This window comes from Mesorhizobium sp. B1-1-1, from assembly GCF_006442955.1.
Classification (GTDB): domain Bacteria; phylum Pseudomonadota; class Alphaproteobacteria; order Rhizobiales; family Rhizobiaceae; genus Mesorhizobium.
Window position 1 is genome coordinate 432,227 of the sequence record NZ_VFWW01000001.1, and the last position, 21,188, is coordinate 453,414.

At 63.3% G+C, this 21,188-nt stretch carries 27 protein-coding genes and 1 tRNA gene; 22 read left to right on the top strand and 6 right to left on the bottom strand.

The genetic code is table 11. The features are described from left to right. Window positions 1-120: 120 nt before the first annotated feature. The 6 genes from nrdR to FJ986_RS02150 all read left to right on the top strand — a co-directional run bounded on the left by nrdR (window position 121) and on the right by FJ986_RS02150 (window position 4,796). Window positions 121-600: a transcriptional regulator NrdR gene (gene nrdR, locus FJ986_RS02125; RefSeq protein ID WP_010915593.1), complete on the top strand. Its 480-nt coding sequence runs from the start codon at window positions 121-123 to the stop codon at window positions 598-600. Continuing rightward, on the top strand, window positions 597-1,727 hold the full coding sequence (ribD, locus tag FJ986_RS02130) for a bifunctional diaminohydroxyphosphoribosylaminopyrimidine deaminase/5-amino-6-(5-phosphoribosylamino)uracil reductase RibD (protein ID WP_181181846.1): 1,131 nt from the start codon (window positions 597-599) through the stop codon (window positions 1,725-1,727). The genes nrdR and ribD overlap by 4 nt, the downstream gene beginning before the upstream one ends. Window positions 1,728-1,738: 11 nt before the next feature. After that, window positions 1,739-2,356, top strand: coding sequence for a riboflavin synthase (locus FJ986_RS02135; RefSeq protein WP_140515697.1), 618 nt, complete (start codon window positions 1,739-1,741; stop codon window positions 2,354-2,356). A 237-nt stretch (window positions 2,357-2,593) separates the two neighbouring features. Beyond that, window positions 2,594-3,088, top strand: coding sequence for a 6,7-dimethyl-8-ribityllumazine synthase (gene ribH / locus FJ986_RS02140; RefSeq protein WP_140673293.1), 495 nt, complete (start codon window positions 2,594-2,596; stop codon window positions 3,086-3,088). Then, window positions 3,085-3,585, top strand: coding sequence for a transcription antitermination factor NusB (gene nusB, locus FJ986_RS02145; protein WP_140521777.1), 501 nt, complete (start codon window positions 3,085-3,087; stop codon window positions 3,583-3,585). The genes ribH and nusB overlap by 4 nt, the downstream gene beginning before the upstream one ends. Beyond that, on the top strand, window positions 3,582-4,796 hold the full coding sequence (locus FJ986_RS02150; RefSeq protein WP_140673295.1) for an MFS transporter: 1,215 nt from the start codon (window positions 3,582-3,584) through the stop codon (window positions 4,794-4,796). Before nusB ends, FJ986_RS02150 begins: the two co-directional genes overlap by 4 nt. A 14-nt stretch (window positions 4,797-4,810) precedes the next feature. Here FJ986_RS02150 and FJ986_RS02155 read toward each other — a convergent pair whose 3' ends face one another. Then, window positions 4,811-5,383 (bottom strand): NADPH-dependent FMN reductase, encoded by a 573-nt coding sequence (locus tag FJ986_RS02155; RefSeq protein ID WP_140494031.1) that lies wholly within the window; start codon window positions 5,381-5,383, stop codon window positions 4,811-4,813. Between FJ986_RS02155 and FJ986_RS30365 the strand changes: the two genes are divergently transcribed. The 5 genes from FJ986_RS30365 to FJ986_RS02180 all read left to right on the top strand — a co-directional run bounded on the left by FJ986_RS30365 (window position 5,300) and on the right by FJ986_RS02180 (window position 9,661). Beyond that, window positions 5,300-5,509 carry a hypothetical protein gene (locus FJ986_RS30365; protein ID WP_181165181.1) on the top strand — a complete coding sequence of 70 codons (210 nt, stop codon included), beginning with the start codon at window positions 5,300-5,302 and terminating at the stop codon, window positions 5,507-5,509. The two genes, FJ986_RS02155 and FJ986_RS30365, sit on opposite strands and share 84 nt — an antisense overlap. 79 nt (window positions 5,510-5,588) lie before the next feature. Continuing rightward, on the top strand, window positions 5,589-6,500 hold the full coding sequence (locus FJ986_RS02160) for an ABC transporter substrate-binding protein (RefSeq protein ID WP_140494029.1): 912 nt from the start codon (window positions 5,589-5,591) through the stop codon (window positions 6,498-6,500). A gap of 316 nt (window positions 6,501-6,816) precedes the next feature. Next, window positions 6,817-7,980 carry an ABC transporter permease gene (locus tag FJ986_RS02170; RefSeq protein ID WP_140673297.1) on the top strand — a complete coding sequence of 388 codons (1,164 nt, stop codon included), beginning with the start codon at window positions 6,817-6,819 and terminating at the stop codon, window positions 7,978-7,980. Beyond that, entirely contained in the window at window positions 7,977-8,915 is a 939-nt protein-coding gene (locus FJ986_RS02175) for an ABC transporter ATP-binding protein (protein WP_140673299.1), read from the top strand. The genes FJ986_RS02170 and FJ986_RS02175 overlap by 4 nt, the downstream gene beginning before the upstream one ends. Beyond that, the gene (locus tag FJ986_RS02180; RefSeq protein WP_140673301.1) at window positions 8,912-9,661 is read left to right on the top strand and encodes an ABC transporter permease; all 750 of its coding nucleotides are present in this window, start codon (window positions 8,912-8,914) and stop codon (window positions 9,659-9,661) included. Before FJ986_RS02175 ends, FJ986_RS02180 begins: the two co-directional genes overlap by 4 nt. Window positions 9,662-9,686: 25 nt before the next feature. Here FJ986_RS02180 and FJ986_RS02185 read toward each other — a convergent pair whose 3' ends face one another. Then, on the bottom strand, window positions 9,687-10,001 hold the full coding sequence (locus FJ986_RS02185) for a hypothetical protein (RefSeq protein ID WP_224646259.1): 315 nt from the start codon (window positions 9,999-10,001) through the stop codon (window positions 9,687-9,689). On the opposite strand from FJ986_RS02185, the gene FJ986_RS02190 reads away from it, so the two are divergent. Together FJ986_RS02190 and FJ986_RS02195 are read left to right on the top strand one after the other, a co-directional pair. Next, a complete protein-coding gene (locus FJ986_RS02190) occupies window positions 10,000-10,500 on the top strand; it encodes a DUF2165 domain-containing protein (RefSeq protein ID WP_140494019.1) in 501 nt (166 codons plus the stop codon). The genes FJ986_RS02185 and FJ986_RS02190 overlap by 2 nt on opposite strands. Window positions 10,501-10,730: 230 nt before the next feature. Further along, window positions 10,731-12,872: a sodium-translocating pyrophosphatase gene (locus FJ986_RS02195; protein WP_140494017.1), complete on the top strand. Its 2,142-nt coding sequence runs from the start codon at window positions 10,731-10,733 to the stop codon at window positions 12,870-12,872. Between the two features lie 243 nt (window positions 12,873-13,115). On the opposite strand, the gene FJ986_RS02200 is transcribed toward FJ986_RS02195, so the two are convergent. Further along, a complete protein-coding gene (locus FJ986_RS02200; protein ID WP_140494015.1) occupies window positions 13,116-13,631 on the bottom strand; it encodes an outer membrane protein assembly factor BamE in 516 nt (171 codons plus the stop codon). A 114-nt stretch (window positions 13,632-13,745) separates the two neighbouring features. Here FJ986_RS02200 and FJ986_RS02205 point away from each other — a divergent pair, with 114 nt between their 5' ends. The 7 genes from FJ986_RS02205 (at window position 13,746) to FJ986_RS02235 (ending at window position 18,601) form a co-directional block, all read left to right on the top strand. Continuing rightward, complete coding sequence (locus FJ986_RS02205; protein WP_140494013.1) at window positions 13,746-14,294, top strand: ubiquinol-cytochrome C chaperone family protein; 549 nt, start codon at window positions 13,746-13,748, stop codon at window positions 14,292-14,294. Further along, window positions 14,291-14,839 carry a DUF177 domain-containing protein gene (locus FJ986_RS02210; protein WP_140515709.1) on the top strand — a complete coding sequence of 183 codons (549 nt, stop codon included), beginning with the start codon at window positions 14,291-14,293 and terminating at the stop codon, window positions 14,837-14,839. Before FJ986_RS02205 ends, FJ986_RS02210 begins: the two co-directional genes overlap by 4 nt. Window positions 14,840-14,958: 119 nt before the next feature. Further along, entirely contained in the window at window positions 14,959-16,029 is a 1,071-nt protein-coding gene (gene plsX, locus FJ986_RS02215) for a phosphate acyltransferase PlsX (RefSeq protein WP_140494009.1), read from the top strand. A 9-nt stretch (window positions 16,030-16,038) separates the two neighbouring features. Continuing rightward, a complete protein-coding gene (locus tag FJ986_RS02220; RefSeq protein ID WP_140494008.1) occupies window positions 16,039-17,010 on the top strand; it encodes a beta-ketoacyl-ACP synthase III in 972 nt (323 codons plus the stop codon). Between the two features lie 100 nt (window positions 17,011-17,110). After that, complete coding sequence (locus FJ986_RS02225) at window positions 17,111-17,434, top strand: integration host factor subunit alpha (protein ID WP_140494007.1); 324 nt, start codon at window positions 17,111-17,113, stop codon at window positions 17,432-17,434. A 224-nt stretch (window positions 17,435-17,658) separates the two neighbouring features. Further along, a complete protein-coding gene (locus tag FJ986_RS02230; protein ID WP_140494005.1) occupies window positions 17,659-18,198 on the top strand; it encodes a MerR family transcriptional regulator in 540 nt (179 codons plus the stop codon). A gap of 100 nt (window positions 18,199-18,298) precedes the next feature. Further along, window positions 18,299-18,601 carry a hypothetical protein gene (locus FJ986_RS02235; RefSeq protein WP_140515713.1) on the top strand — a complete coding sequence of 101 codons (303 nt, stop codon included), beginning with the start codon at window positions 18,299-18,301 and terminating at the stop codon, window positions 18,599-18,601. A 282-nt stretch (window positions 18,602-18,883) separates the two neighbouring features. On the opposite strand, the gene FJ986_RS30370 is transcribed toward FJ986_RS02235, so the two are convergent. Further along, window positions 18,884-19,057, bottom strand: a complete 174-nt coding sequence (locus FJ986_RS30370; RefSeq protein WP_181181847.1) for a hypothetical protein — start codon at window positions 19,055-19,057, stop codon at window positions 18,884-18,886. Between the two features lie 220 nt (window positions 19,058-19,277). Continuing rightward, window positions 19,278-19,889 (bottom strand): hypothetical protein, encoded by a 612-nt coding sequence (locus FJ986_RS02240; RefSeq protein ID WP_140583720.1) that lies wholly within the window; start codon window positions 19,887-19,889, stop codon window positions 19,278-19,280. 285 nt (window positions 19,890-20,174) lie between these two features. Between FJ986_RS02240 and FJ986_RS02245 the strand changes: the two genes are divergently transcribed. Both FJ986_RS02245 and FJ986_RS02250 read left to right on the top strand, forming a co-directional pair. Continuing rightward, a complete protein-coding gene (locus FJ986_RS02245) occupies window positions 20,175-20,459 on the top strand; it encodes a helix-turn-helix transcriptional regulator (RefSeq protein WP_140493999.1) in 285 nt (94 codons plus the stop codon). Between the two features lie 139 nt (window positions 20,460-20,598). Continuing rightward, entirely contained in the window at window positions 20,599-21,060 is a 462-nt protein-coding gene (locus FJ986_RS02250; RefSeq protein WP_140673304.1) for a YbaK/EbsC family protein, read from the top strand. A 46-nt stretch (window positions 21,061-21,106) separates the two neighbouring features. On the opposite strand, the gene FJ986_RS02255 is transcribed toward FJ986_RS02250, so the two are convergent. Beyond that, window positions 21,107-21,183, bottom strand: a tRNA-Pro gene (locus tag FJ986_RS02255). Window positions 21,184-21,188: the final 5 nt, after the last annotated feature.

Sequence of the window (21,188 nt, forward strand, 5' to 3'; positions counted from 1 at the left end):
TGCTGGCAATCTGCCTCGCGGCTCGCTATCTCTGACGCGAAAGGGTCTGCGTGCCTTGCCATCGTGGCAAAAGGCTCTAAGCCTTTTCGCCTCACCAGATTCGTGAACCCAAGGCTCTCAATGCGCTGTCCCTATTGCCAGTCCGAAGATACGCAGGTGAAGGATTCGCGCCCCGCCGAGGATGGCGCGGCGATCCGCAGGCGTCGCGTCTGCCCCGATTGCGGCGGCCGTTTCACCACCTTCGAGCGCGTGCAGTTGCGCGACCTCGTCGTGGTCAAGAAGTCGGGGCGAAAAGTGCCTTTCGACCGCGACAAGCTCTTGCGCTCCGTCGAGATCGCGGTGCGCAAGCGCAATGTCGATCCCGAGCGCATCGATCGTGCCGTGACCGGCATCGTGCGCCAGCTGGAAAGCTCCGGCGAGACCGAAGTGGCCTCGGGCGAGGTTGGGCGGCTGGTCATGGAAGCGCTGAAGTCGCTCGACGACGTCGCCTACGTCCGCTTCGCCTCGGTCTACCGCAATTTCCGCGAGGCCAAGGATTTCCATGAGCTGCTGGGGGAATTGAAAGGCGACGAGGACAAGAGCGAAGAGGACGCTGGCTGAGCATGGCGGAACGCAGTGAGGCCGGACAGGCAGCCCTTGACCGCCGTTTCATGGCAGCCGCACTCAGACTGTCGCGCAGGAATGCGGGCCGGACCTCAACCAATCCTTCCGTTGGTACACTCATCGTGCGCGACGATGGCTTGGGCCCGATGATTGTCGGCACCGGCGTCACCGCTGTCGGCGGCCGCCCGCATGCCGAGACCGAGGCGCTCGCCGAAGCGGGCGAACTGGCGTGCGGCGCCGCCGCCTATGTCACGCTGGAGCCTTGCGCGCATCACGGACGCACGCCGCCTTGCGCCAACGCTCTGGTCAATGCCGGCATCGCGCGCGTCGTTGGCGCCGCCAGCGACCCCGATCCGCGCGTGTCGGGCCAAGGCTACGCGATCCTGCGCACCGCGGGCGTCGAGGTTGTGGAGAATGTCCTGGCGACGGAGGCCGCCGAGCAGATGGCCGGCTATCTCATTCGATCGCTTAGGAAACGGCCGGAAGTGACTCTCAAGCTAGCGCTTTCCAGCGACGGCAAGATCGGCATGGAGGGGGCTGGGCAGGTGTCGATCACAGGCGACATTGCGCGCCGCGAAGTCTATTTGATGCGCGCCGAGGCTGATGCCATCCTGATCGGCATTGGCACGGCGCTGGAGGACGACCCGGCGCTGACGGTGCGCTTGCCCGGACTGGAGAACCGGTCGCCGGCGCGCATTGTGCTCGACAGGCAGATCAGGCTGCCTGAGACTTCGAAACTGGTGTCCGGTGTCGACCGGGTGCCGCTCTACGTCGCGGCTTGCCTGGAAGCCGATCCTCTGCGGCGGGCAACGCTCGAACGCGCCGGCGTGCGTTTCATCGGCACCGAGACGCATGAAGGCGGCGTGGCGCTGCCGGAACTGCTCGAGGATCTTGCTGCGCTCGGTATGGCCAGCGTGCTGGTCGAAGGTGGAGCCAAGGTGGCCAGCGCCTTCCTGTCGGAAGGCCTGGTTGACCGCATCGTGCTGTTCCGAGGACCGGAGGCGATTGGCAAGGGGGGCATTGCATCGCCCATCGATGCCAACCATGTCCCGGCGGGATTTCGCAAACTGCGCGAGATGCGGTTCGGCGAGGACAGCTACGCCGAGTGGATAAGAGACTTTTAGGATCAACACCGATGTTTACCGGCATTGTTACCGACATAGGCACCGTCGCGGCCGTCAAGCCGCTGCGGGAAGGCGTGGGATTGCGTATCGACACCGCCTATGATCCCGAAACCATCGCCATCGGCGCCTCGATATCATGCGGCGGCGTTTGCCTTACCGTGACGGCCTTGCCCGACAGCGGCTCGAACGCGCGCTGGTTCGAAGTCGAGGCCTGGGAGGAGGCGCTCCGGCTGACGACGGCGATGGGCTGGAAATCGGGCACGCGGATCAATCTGGAGCGGGCGTTGAAGATCGGCGACGAGCTTGGCGGCCACATCGTGTCGGGCCATGTCGACGGTACGGCCGAGATCGTCGAGCGCAAGGATGAAGGCGACGCCGTTCGCTTCACGCTGGAAGCGCCGCGCGGGCTGGCGAAGTTCATCGCGCCGAAAGGCTCCGTCGCGCTCGACGGTACCTCGCTCACCGTCAACAAGGTGGAAGGCACCCGCTTCGACGTGCTTCTGATCCACCATTCGCTGACCGTCACCACCTGGGGTGAGCGCCAGGTCGGCGACCGCGTCAATCTCGAGATAGACACCATGGCCCGCTATGCGGCCCGCCTGGCGGAAGCGGCGAAAGAGGGGCTTTGAGCATCGCCGAGCTGTTCATGAGGAACTAGCGGTGATGGAAAACAGGAATTCCAAAGTGCAAGCGCGGCTGGGGTGGCCGATGTAGATGCTGGCCGAGTAGTGGCCCACGCCATTGTTGCCTGGGCTCAAAGCCTCGCTACAGACTGTCCGATCTCGGTACCCCGTCCCAATGAGGCAATCTTGTGCTTGCGATCAATCCGGCTTCGGCCTAAGTCACCGGCGATCCCGGAGACATTTATGGCTGGCACATCCCAACACGGCAAAGCGTTCATTCGCCCGAAGAAGAAGGCCCACCTTCTCGTTATCGAGGCACGCTTCCACGACGATCTTGCCGACGCGCTGCTCGAAGGCGCGACGAGCGCGCTTGACGAAGCGGGTGCGACCTACGACGTCGTCACCGTTCCAGGTTCGCTCGAAATTCCCGCCGTCATTACCTTCGCGCTGGACGGCGCGGCGGAAGGCGGCATGAACTATGACGGCTTCGTCGCGCTTGGCACCGTCGTCCGCGGGGACACCTATCACTTCGATATCGTCGCCAATGAATCCAGCCGCGCACTGATGGACCTGTCCGTGCAGGACTCGGTCTGTATCGGCAACGGCATCCTGACCACGGAAAACTACGCGCAGGCCTGGACGCGAGCCAAGCGTTCGGAGGGCGACAAGGGTGGCTTTGCCGCGCGCGCGGCGCTGACCATGATCGCGCTCAAGGAACGACTGGGAGCGCGATCGTGAGCGACCCCGCTTCGCCCGGACAGCCCACGGTGCGCCACGCCAACAAGCGCGGCGCGGCGCGGCTTGCCGCCGTGCAGGCCCTCTATCAGATGGATGTCGCCGGCAGCGGCGTCTTCGAGATCACTGCCGAATACGAAGCGTTTCGCCTTGGCAAGGAAGTCGATGGCGCGCTTTACCGCGAGGCGGATGCCCAATGGTTCCGCGCCATCCTCACCGGTGTCGTCGAGGACCAGAAAACCATCGATCCGGTTATCCGCCAGGCGCTGACCGATGACTGGCCGCTGTCGCGCCTCGATTCGACACTGCGCGCAATCCTGCGCGCCGGTGTCTACGAACTGATAAAGCGCGAAGACGTGCCGGTGGCGGTGATCGTTTCCGAATACGTCGATATCGCCAAGGCTTTCTACGAGGAAGACGAGCCGAAGCTGGTCAACGCCGTGCTCGATCGCGTCTCCCGTCGGGTGCGTGGCGAGGGACGCGGCAAGGACGCTTCATGACGGCGGTCGCCATCGAGGCGGCCAGGGAGGCGCGGCGCACCGCGTTGATCCTCGCCGCCTCGCAGGCGATCATCGGTTCGGCAGCGCCCATCGCCATCTCCATGGGCGCGCTTGCCGGTCAATATCTGCTCGGCCCGGACAAGTCGCTGGCGACGGCGCCGATCACCGGCTTCAATCTCGGCGTGGCACTCGGTGCGCTGCCGGCGGCGGCCATCATCCGCGCCATGGGCCAGCGCGGCGGCTTCATGACCGGTACGATCGTCACCGCGCTTGGCGGTCTGGTCGCGACGCTGGCACTCTTCCATGGCAGTTTTTGGCTGTTTGCCTTCGGCCTGACGGTGATCGGTGTCGGTGGCGCCTTCGTCCAGCAGTTCCGCTTTGCCGCCGCCGACAATGCGCCGCCGCAGTTCAAGGCGCGCGCCATCTCCTTGGTGCTGGCGGGCGGCATCATCACCGCCATTCTCGGACCGCAGATCGTCATCTTCACCCGCGAGTTGTTCGCACCGGTGATGTTTGCCGGTTCGTTCGCATCCATCCTGGTGCTAGCCGCCGTCGGCGCGGCGATCCTGTCATTGCTGCGCCTGCCGGCGAGGGCCGCCGCCGGCGGAACGGAAATTGCCGGCAGCGATGCCCGGCCCTTGGCCGAGATCGTCACGCAGCCGCGTTTCGTCGCGGCACTCTTCTGCGCGGTCGGCAGCTATGCCCTGATGAGCTTCGTCATGACCGGCGCGCCGCTCGCCATGGTCGGCTGCGGCCTGTCGGAGGACGATGCGACGCTCGGCATTTCGTGGCATGTCATGGCAATGTTCGGGCCGAGCTTCTTCACCGGATCGCTGATCCATCGCTTCGGTGCTGAACGCATTGTCGCGGTCGGCCTCCTGCTGCTGATCGGCTGTGCGGTCGTCGCGCTGTCCGGCTTGGCGCTATGGCAATTCTGGACGGCGCTGATCCTGCTCGGCCTCGGCTGGAATTTCGGCTTCATCGGCGCCACGGCCATGGTCGCGGCAAGCTACCGGCCTTCCGAAAAGGGCAAGGTGCAGGGGTTCCACGACTTCGTCCTGTTCGGCTCCGTGGCCTGCGCCTCTCTGATGTCGGGCATGGTCTACAATGCCTGGGGCTGGACCATGCTGAACTGGATGATCTTTCCCGTCACCGTGCTATGCTTCGTCGCGCTCGGCGCGCTGAGGATTGCGAGCTTGCGTCTGGCTTGACGCCCAATTTGAATCTATGCGTCCGGCGGCAGAACCTGAAGCACTCGCGCTATGAACATGTGAAACTCAGCCATGTAGTTGCGCAGGAAGTCCTCAGTGGATTCGACCGTCACCTCGCCGTCGTCGGTGATCAGCCCCGGCGTGAACTGTATGTAGGCTTCAGGCGCGTTCATCTGGGGCGAATTGCAGAAACTCAGAACGCTTCGAAGGCTTTGTTGGGCGACGGCGGTCGCGATGGCGCCCGGCGATGTTCCGATGACAGCCGACGGTTTGCGCGCGAACGAATTCTTGCCGTAGGGCCGACTGGCCCAGTCGATTGCGTTCTTCAATCCACCAGGGATCGAGCGGTTGTACTCCGGGGTGACGAACAATACGGCCTGGACGGAGGCGATCGCCTTTTTGAAATCCCGGGCTGCCGGTGGGAAGTCGGCGTCATAGTCGTAGCTGTACAGTGGCAGATCCTTGAAGGCGATTTCGGTCATGTCGAGTTCGGGAGGGGCAAGTTGAACGAGCGCCTTCGCGAGCTTGCGGTTGATGGATTCCCGGGCAAGACTGCCGATGAGGTAACCGACTTTGTGTATGGCCATGACACGCTCTCCGTGTTTGCCACCCGCACCCTCACCGCATTATCCGCCAGATGGCAGCAGATCGCCAGCGTCGCGTCGCAATTGGCCTTCCGAACAAAAATATTGCGTCTGTACCACTTGTTATGAAACCGTGTGCCCCGACGAGACGTTGGAGCCGTGCTCATATGCGGCACCGAATTCCGGTTCACAGCAAGGGATTTTCACAATGTTTTCAATCAAGCTTCTGGCTGGCGCGGCGCTCGCGCTCGGCATCACGGCGGCATCGGCGAATGCTCAGGTGGTTGTTTCCTCAAAGATCGACACCGAGGGCGGCGTGCTAGGCAATATCATCCAGCTCGTCCTCAACGCCAACAACATCAAGACCACTGACCGCATCCAGCTCGGCGGCACGCCGGTGGTGCGCAAGGCGATCACCGCCGGCGAGATCGACATCTATCCCGAATACACCGGCAATGCCGCCTTCTTCTTCGAGAAGGCCGACGACCCGGTCTGGAAGGACGCCGCCAAGGCCTATGAGACGGCCAAGAAGCTCGATTACGACGCCAACAAGATCGTCTGGCTGTCGCCGTCGCCGGCCAACAACACCTGGGCGATCGCACTGCGCAAGGAGGTGGCCGAAACCAATAAGCTCGCCACCCTGTCCGACTTCGGCAAATATGTCGCCGGCGGCGGCAAGGTGGTGCTCGCGGCCTCGGCCGAGTTCGTCAATTCAGCCGCGGCCCTGCCGGCGTTCCAGACCACCTACGGCTTCACGTTGAAGCCTGACCAGTTGATCACGCTCTCCGGCGGCGACACGGCCGCGACCATCGCCGCGGCAGCCAACCAGACCAATGGCGCCAACGCCGCCATGGTCTACGGCACTGACGGCGGCATCGCGCCCTCCGGGCTGGTCGTGCTCGATGACGACAAGGGCGTGCAGCCGGTCTACCAGCCGGCGCCGATCATCCGCGAGGCGGTGCTGAAGGAGCATCCCGAGATCGAGACGTTGTTGAAGCCGGTCTTCGCCAAGCTCGACCTCATCACGCTGCAGGAACTCAACGGCCGCGTCCAGGTCGGCGGAGAGCCGGTCAAGGGTGTGGCGGAAGACTTTTTGAAGAAGAATGGGTTCTTGAAGTAGTCAGCGCTTAGCTGACCGTGATGCTGGTGCGAGGCGCCCCCCTCTGGAAGCTGCCGATCTCCCCCCTTGCGGGGGAGATGTCCGGCAGGACAGAGGGGGGTGCTGTCCCGCCGACCTCTCAACTCGTCACAGCTGCGCGCTCGGACAGGACCGTTTTCGAACAAGCCGACGCTCGAAAGTTGGCGATCCTTCACACCCCCCTCTGGCCTGCCGGCCATCTCCCCCGCAAGGGGGGAGATCGGAAATCGCGTCGGCTTTCGCCAGTCGCCAGCCAACTGTGTACCTCGTGGCAGATTTCCCCCTTTGAGGGGCAGCCATGACCCTCCGCTTCGACAAGCTCGGCGTGGTCATCGCCGCGATAGCGGCCTATGCGGCTTTCGTAGCACCCTTCGCCACGTTCCGCGCCAATCGCATCGTGCCCGGCCAGGCGCGCTCGATCGTAGAGGCACTTCCGGCAATGGCCGGCCCGCTGCTTTTGGCCATCGTTGTCGCAGCCGCGCTTGTCGCGCTGCTGAAAACGCCGCTCGTCCTGCGCCTTGCCGCCAGCGTGATCACGCTGGCGGCTCTCGCGCTGTTGATCGGCGTCACCGGGACATTCCTGACCCCGGCAGGCAATACCTTCGCGCGCGTTTCGCCGGCCTCCGGGTTTTGGCTGCTGATCTTTGCCTTTACCCTCCTGCTGGCCGACGTGCTGACGAGAATGAACCTGTCTCCCTGGTCACGTGTCGGCGTGCTTGTCGTTGCCGCGCTCGCCATCGGGCTGCTGCTCATATCGGGATCCTGGGACAGCCTTTCGATCCTCAAGGAATATTTCAACCGTGCCGACAGTTTCTGGGCCGAGGGCGCCAAACATGTCACGCTGGCGCTCGGTTCGCTGGCGGCGGCGGTGATATTGGGCCTGCCGCTCGGCATCCTGTGCCATCGCGTCGAGCGCCTGCGCGCCGGCGTGCTCAACGTGCTCAACATCGTCCAGACCATTCCCTCGATCGCGCTGTTCGGCCTGCTGATCGCGCCGCTCGGCTGGGTGGCGGCGCATGTGCCGGGAGCGGCCGCGCTCGGTGTCCGCGGCATCGGAACGGCACCTGCGTTCGTGGCGCTGTTCCTCTATTCGCTGCTGCCGGTCGTCGCCAATACCGTGGTCGGCCTTGCCGGTGTGCCGCGTGCCGCCAATGACGCGGCGCGCGGCATGGGCATGACGGATCGCCAACGCCTGTTCGGCGTCGAGTTTCCGCTGGCCTTCCCAGTGATCCTCACCGGTATCCGCATCGTGCTTGTGCAGAACATCGGCCTCGCCACCATCGCTGCCCTGATCGGCGGCGGCGGCTTCGGCGTGTTCGTGTTCCAGGGCGTCGGCCAGACCGCGATGGACCTGGTGCTGCTTGGCGCCGTGCCGACGGTTGCGCTCGCCTTCGCTGCTGCCATCATTCTCGACGCGGTGATCGAAATGACCTCAACCAAGCGCAGGGCGGACCCCGCATGATCGAGATCGAAGGCATTGCCAAGCGCTACGATGCGACCACGGTGGTCGATGAAGTCTCGATGATCATAGAGCCCCGCACGCTTTGCGTCATCGTCGGCACCTCGGGCTCCGGCAAGACGACGCTGCTTCGCATGATCAACCGGCTGGTCGAGCCGACTTCCGGCGTCATCAAGCTCGACGGCGCCGACAACCGCTCGGTGCCCGGCTACGAGCTGCGGCGCAGCATCGGCTACGCCATCCAGGGCCACGGCCTGTTCCCGCACCGGACGGTGGCGCAGAACATAGCCACCGTGCCGGTGCTGCTTGGCTGGGATAAGGATCGCATCAAGGCGCGCGTCGACGAACTGATGACGCTCTATCAGCTCGACCCGCAGGCCTACGGCCCGCGCTATCCGCACGAGCTCTCCGGCGGCCAGCAGCAGCGCGTCGGCGTCGCCCGCGCGCTCGCGGCCGAACCCAACGTGCTGTTAATGGACGAGCCGTTCGGCGCGCTTGACCCCATAATCCGCACCAAGGCGCAGGAAGACCTTCTTGCGATCCAGAGGCGCTTCGGCACCACCATCATCCTCGTCACCCACGACATGGAAGAGGCCGTGCATATGGGCGACAAGATCGCCGTCATGGATGCCGGCAAGCTGGTACAATATGCCAGGCCGGCGGAGATACTGGCGAGGCCGGCCAGCGGCTTCGTCGAGACCCTGGTCGGCGCCAGCGAAAAACCGTTCCGGCTGCTGTCGCTCGGCCGCGTGCGCGACGCAGTCGAAAAGGGCGCGGCGGAAGGTGAGGCGATTCCTGGCGACGCCAGCCAGCGCGACGCGCTGGCCGAACTTCTCTGGTCTGGCCGTCCGGCGCTGCCGGTCAAGGATGCCGACGGCAAGCCACTCGGTCGCGTTACCATCGACGGCTTGGTGAAGCGTGCGGCGAGGCCGGCATGAAAGCCTGGCTGCCGTTGCTGCTCAGGCTTGCGCTGGTGGTGCTGCTGGTCGCTTTCGTCACCAGCCCCGGCTGGTTCGAGCCGCTGCTCAAGCCGCTGACCGAGAACGGCGCGCCGGTGATCTACAATCAGGGCAGCTTGCTGACGCTGACGCTGCTGCACCTGCGCACCGTGCTGATCGCCACGCTCGCCGCCACCATCGTGGCGGTCGCGCTCGCCATCCTGGTCACCAGGCCTGCCGGCGCCGAATTCCTGCCGCTGTCACGCAGCCTGGTCAATATCGGCCAGACTTTCCCGCCGGTGGCGGTGCTGGCGCTTGCCGTGCCGGCGGTAGGGTTCGGCGAGAAGCCGACGCTGATCGCATTGTTCCTCTATGGTCTGCTGCCGATCTTCGAGAACGCGCTGACCGGCCTGACGACATTGCCCGGCAATGTCATGGAAGCGGCGCGCGGCGCCGGCATGACCGGTTGGCAAAGGCTGCTGAAGGTCGAATTGCCGCTCAGCGCGCCGGTCATCCTCGGCGGCATAAGGCTGTCGGTGGTTATCAGCCTGGCCACCGCCACCATCGGCTCGACGGTTGCAGCGAAGACATTGGGCGAGGTGATCATTGCCGGGCTTTTGTCCAACAATCTCGCTTTCATCTTGCAGGGCGGCCTGATCGTCGCCGCCTTGGCCGTGCTGATCTATGACGGATTGTCGGCGGTCGAACGCTATGCCGCGCGGCGCATGGGGAGCCAGGCCGAGTAGGCTTCTGTCCCGGTGCTCCGATCTTTCAACGTCCACTTGAACGAGCAGGGTGGTCGAGCGTCAGTTCGAGTTCGATGCCTTGCTCTTTGCAGATCCAGCGGCGGCAGACGACGGCAAAGTCGTGTTGTATGCCGGCTTTCACGAGCGAGACAAGATCACCCATGGCGCAATCGCTGCCGAGCTGGAGCGCCTCGATGGGTTCGGCGATGACTTGCTTGCCGGCATAATGTCTTGCGCTGGCCGTGAGCGTAATCAACACCCGCCTGCCAGTTGCGCGATCTTCGGGACTCGGCGATTGATTGGGCCGATGCCCCGATCCTTCAGCAGGAGTTCTTGCCATGACCTTGCGCTTCTCCAAGATCGTCATGTGTCTCTGTCTGGCGGCTTTCGCCTTTCTTGTCGCTTTCGGCAACGTCACCGATTACGGCTCAAACTTCGCCTTTGTCCAGCACGTGCTGAGCATGGACACGACCTTTCCCGGCAACGCGCTGATGTATCGCTCGATCACCAACCCCTCGCTATGGACGACGGGCTACTGGCTCATCATCGCCGGCGAGGCGCTGACCTGTCTGCTCTACCTGATCGCGGCCTGGAACCTGTGGCAAGCGCGCAATGCCAGCGGAGAGGTTTTCAACGATGCCAAGAAATTCGCCGTTATCGCCGCGACGATGGGATTCCTGATCTGGTATCTTGGATTTATGGTGGTGGGCGGTGAGTGGTTCGCCATGTGGCAATCGAGCATCTGGAACGGCCAGCAGAAGGCATTCATGTTCTACATGACCATGCTGGCGGTGCTGATCTTCGTCATCCAGCCAGACGGTGATCTGCGCCAAACCTGAGTGCTGATCCGTGATTTCAATCGATATAAAGCAGCAGCGGCATGGCGACACCTGCCGCCGTCTGGCTCTTTTGGGCGAAAGCCGGGCAAAAACCGAACAATATCTTGACGTTCGCGGCCCTGTTTCGCATACACCGCTGCGAAGAGGGGGATTCCGCGCACGGGATTCCGTCTTTGTCTCAACGGCCCAGGGAGGGGTTCTTTTGGGCCAGCAATCGAGGAAAACCCGGCATGACCATAATTTCCGCCGTCATCGCCTGCGGCCTGCTTTCTGTCCTTTACGCCATCTGGGCGACACGTTCGGTCCTCGCGTCGGACCAGGGCAATGCACGCATGCAGGAAATCTCCGCCGCCATCCGTGAGGGCGCGCAAGCCTATCTGGCGCGCCAGTACACCACCATCGCCGTCGTCGGCGTGGTCGTGCTGCTGCTCGCCTGGTGGCTGCTGTCCATCACCGCCGCGATCGGCTTCCTGATCGGGGCCGTGCTTTCGGGCGCGGCCGGCTTCATCGGCATGCATGTTTCGGTGCGGGCCAATGTTCGCACGGCACAGGCCGCTTCCAACAGCCTTGCCGCCGGCCTCGACATCGCATTCAAGTCGGGCGCCATCACCGGCATGCTTGTTGCCGGCCTTGCCCTGCTTGGCGTGTCGATCTACTACCTGATCCTCACCCATTTCATGGGGCTTCAGCCCAATGACCGTATCGTCATCGACTCGCTGGTTTCGCTCGGCTTCGGCGCCTCGCTGATCTCGATCTTCGCCCGTCTCGGCGGCGGCATCTTCACCAAGGGTGCCGATGTCGGCGGCGATCTGGTCGGCAAGGTCGAAGCTGGTATTCCCGAGGATGATCCGCGCAACCCCGCCACCATTGCCGACAATGTCGGCGACAATGTCGGCGACTGCGCCGGTATGGCGGCCGACCTGTTCGAGACCTATGCGGTGACAGTCGTCGCCACCATGGTGCTGGGCGCCATCTTCTTTGGCGGCACCGCGGTTCTGAGTGCCGCGATGCTCTATCCGCTCGCTATCTGCGGCGCCTGCATCCTGACCTCGATCGTCGGTACTTTCTTCGTCAAGCTCGGCTCCAACGGTTCGATCATGGGCGCGCTCTACAAGGGGCTGATCGTCACCGGCCTGTTGTCCATCGTGGGCTTGGGCGTCGCCACCTCGGCCACGCTTGGCTGGGGCGAGGTCGGCACTGTCGCCGGCATGGTCATCACCGGCAAGAACCTGTTCATCTGCGGCCTGATCGGCCTCGTGGTGACCGGTCTCATCGTCGTGATCACCGAGTACTACACCGGCACCAACAAGCGTCCGGTCAACTCGATCGCCCAGGCGTCGGTGACCGGGCACGGCACCAACGTCATCCAGGGCCTTGCGGTCTCTCTGGAATCGACGGCACTGCCGGCCATCGTCATCGTCGGCGGCATCATCTCGACCTATCAGCTCGCCGGCCTTTACGGCACGGCGATCGCCGTCACCACCATGCTCGGCCTTGCCGGCATGATCGTCGCGCTCGATGCCTTTGGCCCGGTCACCGACAATGCCGGCGGCATCGCCGAAATGGCCGGCCTGCCCAAGGAAGTGCGCCACTCCACCGACGCGCTCGACGCGGTCGGCAACACCACCAAGGCGGTGACCAAGGGCTATGCCATCGGTTCGGCGGGCCTCGGCGCACTGGTGCTGTTCGCGGCCTATTCGAACGACCTGAAATTCTTTGCCGCCAATGGCGACAAATATCCCTACTTCCAGGGCATGGGCGAGGTCTCCTTCGATCTTTCCAACCCCTACGTCGTCGCCGGCCTGATCTTCGGCGGCTTGATCCCGTATCTGTTCGGTGGCATCGCCATGACGGCCGTCGGCCGCGCGGCGGGCGCCATCGTCGAGGAGGTGCGCAAGCAGTTCCGTGACGACCCGGGCATCATGGCCGGCACGTCCAAGCCGAACTATGCGCGCGCGGTAGATCTTCTGACCAAGGCGGCGATCCGGGAAATGATCATCCCGTCGCTGCTGCCGGTGTTGGCGCCGCTCGTCGTCTATTTCGGCGTGCTGCTGATCTCGGGCTCGAAAGCGTCGGCCTTTGCGGCTCTCGGCGCCTCTCTGCTCGGCGTCATCGTCAACGGCTTGTTCGTCGCCATCTCGATGACTTCGGGCGGCGGCGCCTGGGACAACGCCAAGAAGTCGTTCGAGGACGGATTCACCGACAAGGACGGCATCAAGCACCTGAAGGGTTCCGAGGCGCACAAGGCCTCGGTGACCGGCGATACGGTCGGCGATCCCTACAAGGACACGGCCGGCCCGGCGGTCAACCCGGCGATCAAGATCACCAATATCGTGGCGCTCCTGCTGCTGGCGGTGCTGGCGCACGGCTGAGCGGCAAAGCTCGACAATGAAAACCCGCGGGGAGCAATCCCCGCGGGTTTTTATTTGACGGCGGTTTTGGAACGCGGAAAACGAATTTCAACGGCTGCGTCCGCGTCCTGCCGTCGCTGTCTGCCCATCGTCGACGAGCCGGCCTCTCCCGCCCCATGATAACAAAAACCCGTGGGATCGCTCCCACGGGTTTTTGGTCGCCTGAGATGGTGCTGCCATCCCCAAGGGGAGGCGGGTCTGAGATCAGGGAGTGCCGCCGCCGGGAATGCCGGGCGCCAGCTTGCTGGCGCCGTTGATGATCTGGCTGAGGAAGTTCTGGTCCTTGCCGCCAGTCGGCGTGGTGCGCGAGATGAAGTCGAAGATCTTGCCGTCCTTCAGGCCGTAATTGGCGATCTGGGTGACCCGCCCATCGGCCCCGAAATAAACCGCCAGCACATGCTGATCGATCAGCCGGGGCTTGTCGAAGGCGACATAGCGCTTGCGAGTCTGCGAGATGTAGTAAAAGGCTTCATTGTCGAAGGTCGCCGTCGTCGAGGGCGTGCCGAGCGCGAGCAGCACCTGCTCGCGGCTTGAGCCGACCGGCACCGAATCGATCGCCTGCTGATCGATGACATACCCCTGCGTCAGCGTTTCGCTGGGGTTCAGATCACCGATCATCTTGGAACTGTTGCAGGCCGAAAGCGCCGCAATGATGGCCAGCAGCGAGATCGCGCCAGCGGGCCTGGAAGAGAAGGTCGACTTGAAATTCAGCGCGCGCAACAACAATTCTCCATTATATCGCCGCAACTTGCGCTGGGCCGCAAAACCGGTAAACCAGCTTGCTTGCCGATGCAACAAGGCCAATTCAACAAACGGTCCCCGGAGACCATCCCCATGTTCCAGCGCCTTTTTGGTCGCGAACGCCACGCCAACCGCGCCATCACCGACGCGCTTTACGCACAAATCGTGGCGGCCGCGCGGCAGACCGTATTTTATTCCCACTGGAATGTGCCGGACACGCCGCTTGGGCGTTTCGAAATGCTGTCGCTGCACATGTTCCTGGTCCAGCACCGGCTGCGTGGGGAAGACGGCGTGGCGCAGGAGATCGCGCAGGTGCTGATCGACGAGTTTTTCCTCGACGTCGACCATTCGCTGCGGGAACTCGGCATTGGCGATGTCGGAGTGCCCAAGCGCATGAAAAAGCTGGCGAAGATGTTTTATGGCCGCACCGCCGCCTATGACGACGCATTGGAGCGCAATGATCATGATGGGCTCACCGCCGCCCTTGCACGCAATGTCCGGCCCGACGCTGCGGCCTGGGCGGAAGCGTCACGACTGTCCGACTATGTCGCCGATGCCCGCAACCGGCTGGCCACGCAGCCGTGCCGGGCGATCGTCTCCGGCACGGTGACCTTTCCGCTCGCCCAGGAGGCAGATCGATGAAGCACGCCGATCCGCAGAGTCCGGTATCGTTTTTTGCCAACGTCGCCCGCCTGCCGCAGAAGGGCTTGCCGGTGGTCATCGAGGCCGATGCCACCCAGCGCGCGACACTCGCCGAAGAGCACAGCTTGCTCTCGGTCGAAGCCTACCGTGCTGAATTCCTGGTGACGCCGTGGAAACGCAATGGCGTGAAGGTCAGCGGCCGGGTCGAGGCCGACATCACCCAGGCCTGTATCGTCACGCTCGATCCGGTTGGGGCGCATATCGATGAATCATTCGAGGCTCTGTTCCTGCCCGAGGATTCCAAGCTTGGACGACAGGGATTCGAAGGCGGCGGCGAGATCCTGCTCGACGCGGATGGACCTGACAGTCCCGAAACATTTTCAGGCGACACGATCGATGTCGGGGCACTCGCCGAGCAGTTCTTCGGACTGGCCATCGATCCTTATCCGCGCAAGCCGGGTGCGTCGCTTGATGCCGGCCGCGAGGCCGAACCGGTGGAGAATGAATTTCAGCAGAAACTGCGGTCGCTGTTGGGAAAATCCTGAAAACCTCACCCGCGACGGAAAAGTCGGTTGTGCGAATGTCCAAAACCGCTATTTTCGCCGAACCTTCGCGATCACTAAAACGATCCGCCGCCTAAGCAAAACCGTGAGATGAATACCGCGTGATCAGGATTTCCATCGATGCCATGGGCGGCGATCACGGACCAGCCGTGGTCATTCCGGCGCTCATGACGGTCGCGACCCGCCGTCCCGACGTCCGCTTCGTCATCTACGGGCGGGAGGAGGCCGTACGACCCGAACTGGCCAAATTTCCCAAGCTGGCCGGTGTGAGCGAATTCTTCCACTGCGAGGTGGCCGTCAGGATGGACGACAAGCCGAGCCAGGCACTGCGCCATGGCCGCTGGAAGTCATCGATGTGGAAGGCTGTCGAGGCGGTCAAGTCGGGTACGGCGGACGCCTGCGTCTCGGCCGGCAACACCGGCGCGCTGATGGCGATGTCGAAATTCTGCCTGCGCACCATGGCCACCATCGACCGCCCGGCGATCGCGGCACTTTGGCCGACGCTGCGCGGCGAAAGCGTGGTCCTCGACGTCGGCGCCACCATTGGCGCGGATGCGCACCAGCTCATTGATTTTGCCATCCTTGGAACCGGCATGGCCCGATCGGTCTTCGGCGTCTCGCGGCCCAGTGTCGGCCTGCTCAATGTCGGCGTCGAGGAGATCAAGGGCCAGGAAGAGGTCAAGGAGGCTGGGCGCATGCTGCGTGAAGCCAATATGGCCTCGATGAACTATCACGGTTTCGTCGAGGGCGACGATATCGGCAAGGGCGTGGTCGACGTCGTCGTCACCGAAGGCTTCGCCGGCAACATCGCCCTGAAGACGGCGGAAGGCACGGTGCGCCAGATTGGCGGCTACCTGCGGGCGGCGATGAGCCGTACGCTGATGGCCAGGATCGGCTATATCTTCGCCAAGGGCGCGTTCGATCGCCTGCGCGAAAAGATGGATGTCGGCCGCTCCAATGGCGGCGTTTTCCTGGGGCTGAACGGCATTGTGGTGAAAAGCCACGGCGGCGCCGATTCGGATGGTTTCGCCGCCGCCATCGAACTCGGCTACGATATGGTGCGCAACAATCTGCTCGACCGCATCGAGGCCGACCTGGACTTGTTCCATGCGCGCAATCCGCATGCCCAGACATCTAGGAAATCCGACGTCGTCAGCGACGCAAAGGAATAGGAAAGAACTTTGATCAGATCAGTCGTGCGCGGCATGGGCGCCGCGCTGCCCCGCCGCATCATGAAGAATGCCGACTTTGAAGGCATGGTCGAAACCTCGGACGAGTGGATCGCCCAGCGCACCGGCATCCGCCAGCGCCATATCGCGGCCGACGACGAGACCACCGCTTCGCTGGGTGAGGCGGCGGCGCGCGCAGCGCTCGCCGATGCCGGCCTGACACCCGGAGACATCGACCTGATCGTGCTGGCGACCTCGACACCCAACAATACTTTTCCGGCCACGGCCGTCGAAATCCAGAACCGGCTCGGCATGCATCACGGCTTTGCCTTCGACCTGCAGGCGGTATGCTCGGGCTTCGTCTATGCGGTAACCACGGCCGACCTCTATATTCGCGGCGGCTTGGCCAAGCGCGTGCTGGTGATCGGCTCGGAGACCTTCTCGCGCATCCTCGACTGGACCGATCGCTCGACCTGCGTACTGTTCGGCGATGGCGCCGGCGCCCTGGTTCTTGAAGCCGGCGAAGGGGGCGGCAGTATTGCCGACCGCGGTGTGCTAGCGATGAGCCTGCGCTCCGACGGCGCGCACAAGGACAAGCTCTTTGTCGACGGCGGGCCTTCGACGACGGGAACGGTGGGCTACCTCAGGATGGAAGGCCGCGAGGTCTTCAAACATGCGGTAGGCATGATCACCGACGTCATCGAGGCGACGTTTTCGCAGGCCGGCATCACCGCCGACGACCTCGACTGGTTCGTGCCGCATCAGGCCAATAAACGGATCATTGACGCTTCCGCCAGGAAGCTCGGGATAGCTGAGGAAAAGGTGGTGGTGACGGTCAATCTGCACGGTAACACCTCGGCTGCTTCCGTGCCGCTGGCGCTTTCCGTGGCTGTTGCCGATGGCCGCATCAAAAAGGGCGACCTTGTGCTTCTGGAAGCGATGGGCGGCGGCTTCACCTGGGGCGCGGTTCTGCTTCGCTGGTAAGTGCCGAACGGTCCGGTTCGGTCCTTGACCTTGCCGGATCAATTACTTAGGCTCTGCCGCTGTTGTGTCGATTTTATGTTTGAGCTGATGGGACGGTCGCATGGGGGGAAAGACACTTACGCGCGCCGACCTTGCCGAAGCCGTTTACCGCAAGGTAGGTTTGTCGCGCACTGAATCGGCCGAACTCGTCGAGGCGGTGCTGGACGAGATCTGCGAGGCGATCGTCCGTGGCGAGACGGTGAAACTGTCGTCTTTCGCGACGTTCCACGTCCGCTCCAAGAACGAGCGCATCGGGCGCAATCCCAAGACCGGCGAAGAGGTGCCGATCCTGCCGCGCCGGGTGATGACCTTCAAGTCGTCGAACGTGCTGAAGAACCGCATCTTGCGCTCCCACCAGAGCGGCAAGGCAAAGGGCGGCAAGTAGGCTCGCTGCAAATGCACGGTTGAAAACAGGCCTTGCGATGATGCCGGGCTTGAATATTGCCTCACAAACCGCTGAAATGAGACCCGATTCGGCAACATGGCCGGATTGGTGTTCCGCGTGATCGTTACGCGCAGCCGGAATGAGCTCCCCTCCTGTCGAGGGAATCTCGTTCGAACGCCGGTTCCCATGTCCCGGGATCATGCTCCAGTGTGAGGATTTCGCCCATGGACAAGAGCCCTGACGCCTTTCGCACCATCAGCGAGGTCGCCGAAGACCTCGATCTGCCGCAGCACGTGCTGCGCTTCTGGGAAACGCGTTTCAACCAGATCAAGCCGATGAAACGCGGCGGCGGCCGCCGCTACTACCGGCCGCAGGATGTCGAACTGATCAAGGGCATTCGCCATATGCTCTACGACCAGGGCTACACCATCAAGGGCGTGCAGAAGCTGTTGCGCGAAAACGGCAACCATTTCCTGGTTGCCATCGGCAATGGCGATATGGCCGCCGTCGAGGCGATCTCGCAACGAAAGCAGGCCGACCAGGTGCCGTTGACGGCGGCAGCGCAGCCGCGCGGCGGAGATGACGAACTGGTTGGCCAGCCGAGGGTCAAGCCCAGCCGCCGTTTCTTCGGTCTTGGCAAGAGCGACGAGGAAGGCCCGGTCCAGCCGGACGCTTCGAAACTGTCGCGGGACAATCGCGCGCTGTTGCAGGAAGCGTTGTTCGACCTCCTCGAATGCAAGCGCCTCCTCGACCAAGTGCGCTGACGGGCAACCGGCCGGCGCCTGAAGAACGGGAACCCGCCTTTGGGTGATGCGTTACGTTTTCTTGAGCAAGACAAGGCTTGAGCAGACAAGGAAACGCATCATGGCATTATTCTCGACCCTCTCGGACGTCGATCTCGACAGGCGGGTCGCTGCACTCTCCAGGGAATTGGCGGCCCTGAAGAAGGCTGCGTCCAGGCGGGGCGGCGCCTATTACGAAGACGGTCGCGACGCGGCGCTTGACACGTATTCCGACCTTGCGGAACGTCTGCACGATGCGTTGCCGGCGATCCGCGAGCGGGGCAGGGCGATCGAGAAATCCGCCCGCGAGCATCCGGCGACGGCCGCGGCGATCGGCTTTGTGGTGCTTGGTCTGGTCGCCAGTCTGCTGTTCAGCCGGCGCTGACCTTTATTTATTCCTCGGTTCCGCTGGATCGGTGCGCGGGCGATTCATGTTGCCCGAAAGTGCACCCGGTTTAGGACAGCGGCGCCTGTGGGTGCCACGAAAAAAGGGCCATAGCCCCAGCTTGTCGGTCTGCAGCACGAACAGGGGTTTTTTCGTCAGAGCAGGCGCTCGTTGTAGCGCTGCGAGATCGCGCTGATACGGCGCGTATCCGGAGGAAACCAGGAGAAGACCGGCTTCGAACAAGAAGCCAAAGCCGGTCTTCTCATTGGCAGTCGGTTAAGCTCAGGCCTTCTTGCCCATAACCTTGTGGTGGTGGTGATGATGGTAGTGGTGGCTGCGATGATGACGGTGATGCTTGTGCATCGGCGCGGCATCAGCGCTGGTCGCGCCGAGGATTGGCATGGTGAATGCAAGTGCAACTGCAAGCCCGAGGGCCGAGAGGAGGGACTTCTTCATGGATATCTTCCTTTTTTCGCAGGCAATCTGAATCAGGCCAACAGCCTGTTCGCCGCGAGCGGGATTACGCTCCCGATTTTTTTCGTCAGTATTTCCCGAATATAGAATTTTGTTTCTGGAATGTGTCTGGCGGCGCAGCCTGTGGGCTCCGCCGACAGGCTGAGCCCACAGCGCCGATGAGCGGGAGAAATTTCGGTACGGGGCCGCAGACGCAACCGGCTTACATGGGCGGGACCACGCCATTGTTGCCGACCACGACGCGGTTGGCACTCAGCGTGCCGTCGGCGCCGCGCGTCGCGGTGACCACGACGGGCGCGCCGGGCTTGAGATCGCCCGGCGTGGCCGGCGCGAAGGTGACGACCGGCGTCTTGTCGGGGATTGAGATCTTCTTTGTCTGGCCGTTGTCATAGGTCAGCGTCACCGCGCGGCCATTCACGTCGGTCACGTCGGCGACGGTGCCGTTGGTCATGCGGCTGTTGGGCTTGAGGTCCCAGGCGCGGTCGCCTTCGCCCGTGCCTTTCAAGGCTGCGGGAAACACCACGACCTCGAGCGCGCCGCTGCCGCCATCGGCTTTCGACACGGATGCTATGCCGAGGAAATCGCCGAGCTTGATGTCCTTTACCGACGCGCCCGCGACGCCCGATATCTTCCATCCGGCAGCGAGCTTGATCTTATCCATGCCACCCTGGCGGTTTTTCACCGTCAGCTGGGATTGGTCGGAACTGGCCACGACGCCGCGCACCCGCACCGTGTCTGCCGCCGGCGCGCTGGTTGCAGCAAGGCCAAGGCTGGAAAGCGTGCCGAGCACGATCATGATTGTCCGCAATTTCATCGCATTGATCCTTTCAGGAAAATGACAGCCGCGCCGGCAACGTCTTGGGTTTCGCGCCGGCGCAATTGAACCAACGAACTGGGTCGTAAAAATCATCGAGGGACGAGGTGATCAGGTGTTCAAAAGAACTTGATCGAGAGCGGTTGCGAGCGGCGTCCGCCAGGCATGGTTCACGATGCTGTGACGGCCAGTTTGTGACTTGGCAAATCACCCGCAAGCGGGCATGTTCTCGCCGTCTCAGGCAACACCATTTTCATCAAACTCTTTCAGCCAACGGAGTTGCCAATGCCATACAGTGCAAAGCGCGAACCCCTCCCGGAACTGGTTGCCAGCGAAGCCGGGCAAGGCCATAGCGCCCTCAGAACGATTCGGGAAACCAGGGGATACAGTGTCGAGGAGCTTTCCCTGACAACCGGTCTGTCGGTCGACGAAATCGAGGATATCGAGAACGGCAGGACGGCCGATCCGTCGCAGCTGCGCCGTATTGCGTCGGCGCTTCGGCTTCCTCAGGAGGCGCTGCTCGGCACGGCCGTGCAGGCGCGGGCCGCGCAAGACCGCCCCGCGCTGTAGCGCCAGTGCCATGCATGTTCGAAAACCCGCCGGGGACCTTGGCGGGTTTTCTGTTTGCCGTGACTGAAGGCCTTGGCACGTGTTTATGGACGCGCCGGCCTAGCTTGCTGCTTCGTCATTTCGATCCGCGGGGGTTTCGATGAGCCTGGAATCCGTTCGTGCCTTTTTCGCCAGCAAGGCGCCCGATATCGACGTGATCGTGACCGAGGCGAGTTCGGCGACCGTAGCATTGGCTGCGCAGGCACACGGCGTGTTGCCGGCGCAGATCGCAAAGACGATCTGCCTTCGCGTCGGCGAACGCACCATGCTGGTCGTGACCTGCGGCACCGCCAGGCTGGACAATCGCAAGTTCAAGGATCGGTTCGGCAGTAAGCCGCGCATGCTGGAGGCCGCTGAGGTTATCGAGGCAACCAGCCATCCGGTCGGCGGTGTCTGCCCGTTCGGCCTGCCGGCGCCGCTGCCGGTCTATTGCGACGTGTCGCTGCGCGGTTTCGAAGAGGTCGTGCCTGCCGCCGGCGCCACCAACGCGGCGGTGCGGATCGCACCGCAGCGCATGGCTGATCTCACGGGCGCCGAATGGGTCGATGTGTGCCAGGGGTAGATGGCGATCGATGAGACGGACTTTGGGGGTAAGTCCTTGTTTAAAATGGTCGGAGTGGCCGGATTCGAACCGACGACCCCTTGACCCCCAGTCAAGTGCGCTACCGGGCTGCGCTACACTCCGGACCG

Excerpts from the sequence above, each read along its gene's own strand:
- FJ986_RS02235 (WP_140515713.1), top strand. The coding sequence starts at position 18,299 with ATGGCATTATTCTCGACCCTCTCGGACGTCGATCTCGACAGGCGGGTC.
- FJ986_RS02150 (WP_140673295.1), top strand. The coding sequence starts at position 3,582 with ATGACGGCGGTCGCCATCGAGGCGGCCAGGGAGGCGCGGCGCACCGCG.
- FJ986_RS02155 (WP_140494031.1), bottom strand. The coding sequence starts at position 5,383 with ATGGCCATACACAAAGTCGGTTACCTCATCGGCAGTCTTGCCCGGGAA.
- ribH (WP_140673293.1), top strand. The coding sequence starts at position 2,594 with ATGGCTGGCACATCCCAACACGGCAAAGCGTTCATTCGCCCGAAGAAG.
- FJ986_RS02250 (WP_140673304.1), top strand. The coding sequence starts at position 20,599 with ATGAGCCTGGAATCCGTTCGTGCCTTTTTCGCCAGCAAGGCGCCCGAT.
- FJ986_RS02170 (WP_140673297.1), top strand. The coding sequence starts at position 6,817 with ATGACCCTCCGCTTCGACAAGCTCGGCGTGGTCATCGCCGCGATAGCG.
- FJ986_RS02195 (WP_140494017.1), top strand. The coding sequence starts at position 10,731 with ATGACCATAATTTCCGCCGTCATCGCCTGCGGCCTGCTTTCTGTCCTT.
- nrdR (WP_010915593.1), top strand. The coding sequence starts at position 121 with ATGCGCTGTCCCTATTGCCAGTCCGAAGATACGCAGGTGAAGGATTCG.
- FJ986_RS02230 (WP_140494005.1), top strand. The coding sequence starts at position 17,659 with ATGGACAAGAGCCCTGACGCCTTTCGCACCATCAGCGAGGTCGCCGAA.
- FJ986_RS02190 (WP_140494019.1), top strand. The coding sequence starts at position 10,000 with ATGACCTTGCGCTTCTCCAAGATCGTCATGTGTCTCTGTCTGGCGGCT.
- FJ986_RS02180 (WP_140673301.1), top strand. The coding sequence starts at position 8,912 with ATGAAAGCCTGGCTGCCGTTGCTGCTCAGGCTTGCGCTGGTGGTGCTG.
- FJ986_RS02185 (WP_224646259.1), bottom strand. The coding sequence starts at position 10,001 with ATGGCAAGAACTCCTGCTGAAGGATCGGGGCATCGGCCCAATCAATCG.
- FJ986_RS02160 (WP_140494029.1), top strand. The coding sequence starts at position 5,589 with ATGTTTTCAATCAAGCTTCTGGCTGGCGCGGCGCTCGCGCTCGGCATC.
- FJ986_RS02245 (WP_140493999.1), top strand. The coding sequence starts at position 20,175 with ATGCCATACAGTGCAAAGCGCGAACCCCTCCCGGAACTGGTTGCCAGC.
- FJ986_RS02175 (WP_140673299.1), top strand. The coding sequence starts at position 7,977 with ATGATCGAGATCGAAGGCATTGCCAAGCGCTACGATGCGACCACGGTG.
- FJ986_RS02205 (WP_140494013.1), top strand. The coding sequence starts at position 13,746 with ATGTTCCAGCGCCTTTTTGGTCGCGAACGCCACGCCAACCGCGCCATC.
- FJ986_RS30370 (WP_181181847.1), bottom strand. The coding sequence starts at position 19,057 with ATGAAGAAGTCCCTCCTCTCGGCCCTCGGGCTTGCAGTTGCACTTGCA.
- FJ986_RS02225 (WP_140494007.1), top strand. The coding sequence starts at position 17,111 with ATGGGGGGAAAGACACTTACGCGCGCCGACCTTGCCGAAGCCGTTTAC.
- FJ986_RS02210 (WP_140515709.1), top strand. The coding sequence starts at position 14,291 with ATGAAGCACGCCGATCCGCAGAGTCCGGTATCGTTTTTTGCCAACGTC.
- FJ986_RS02240 (WP_140583720.1), bottom strand. The coding sequence starts at position 19,889 with ATGAAATTGCGGACAATCATGATCGTGCTCGGCACGCTTTCCAGCCTT.
- FJ986_RS02135 (WP_140515697.1), top strand. The coding sequence starts at position 1,739 with ATGTTTACCGGCATTGTTACCGACATAGGCACCGTCGCGGCCGTCAAG.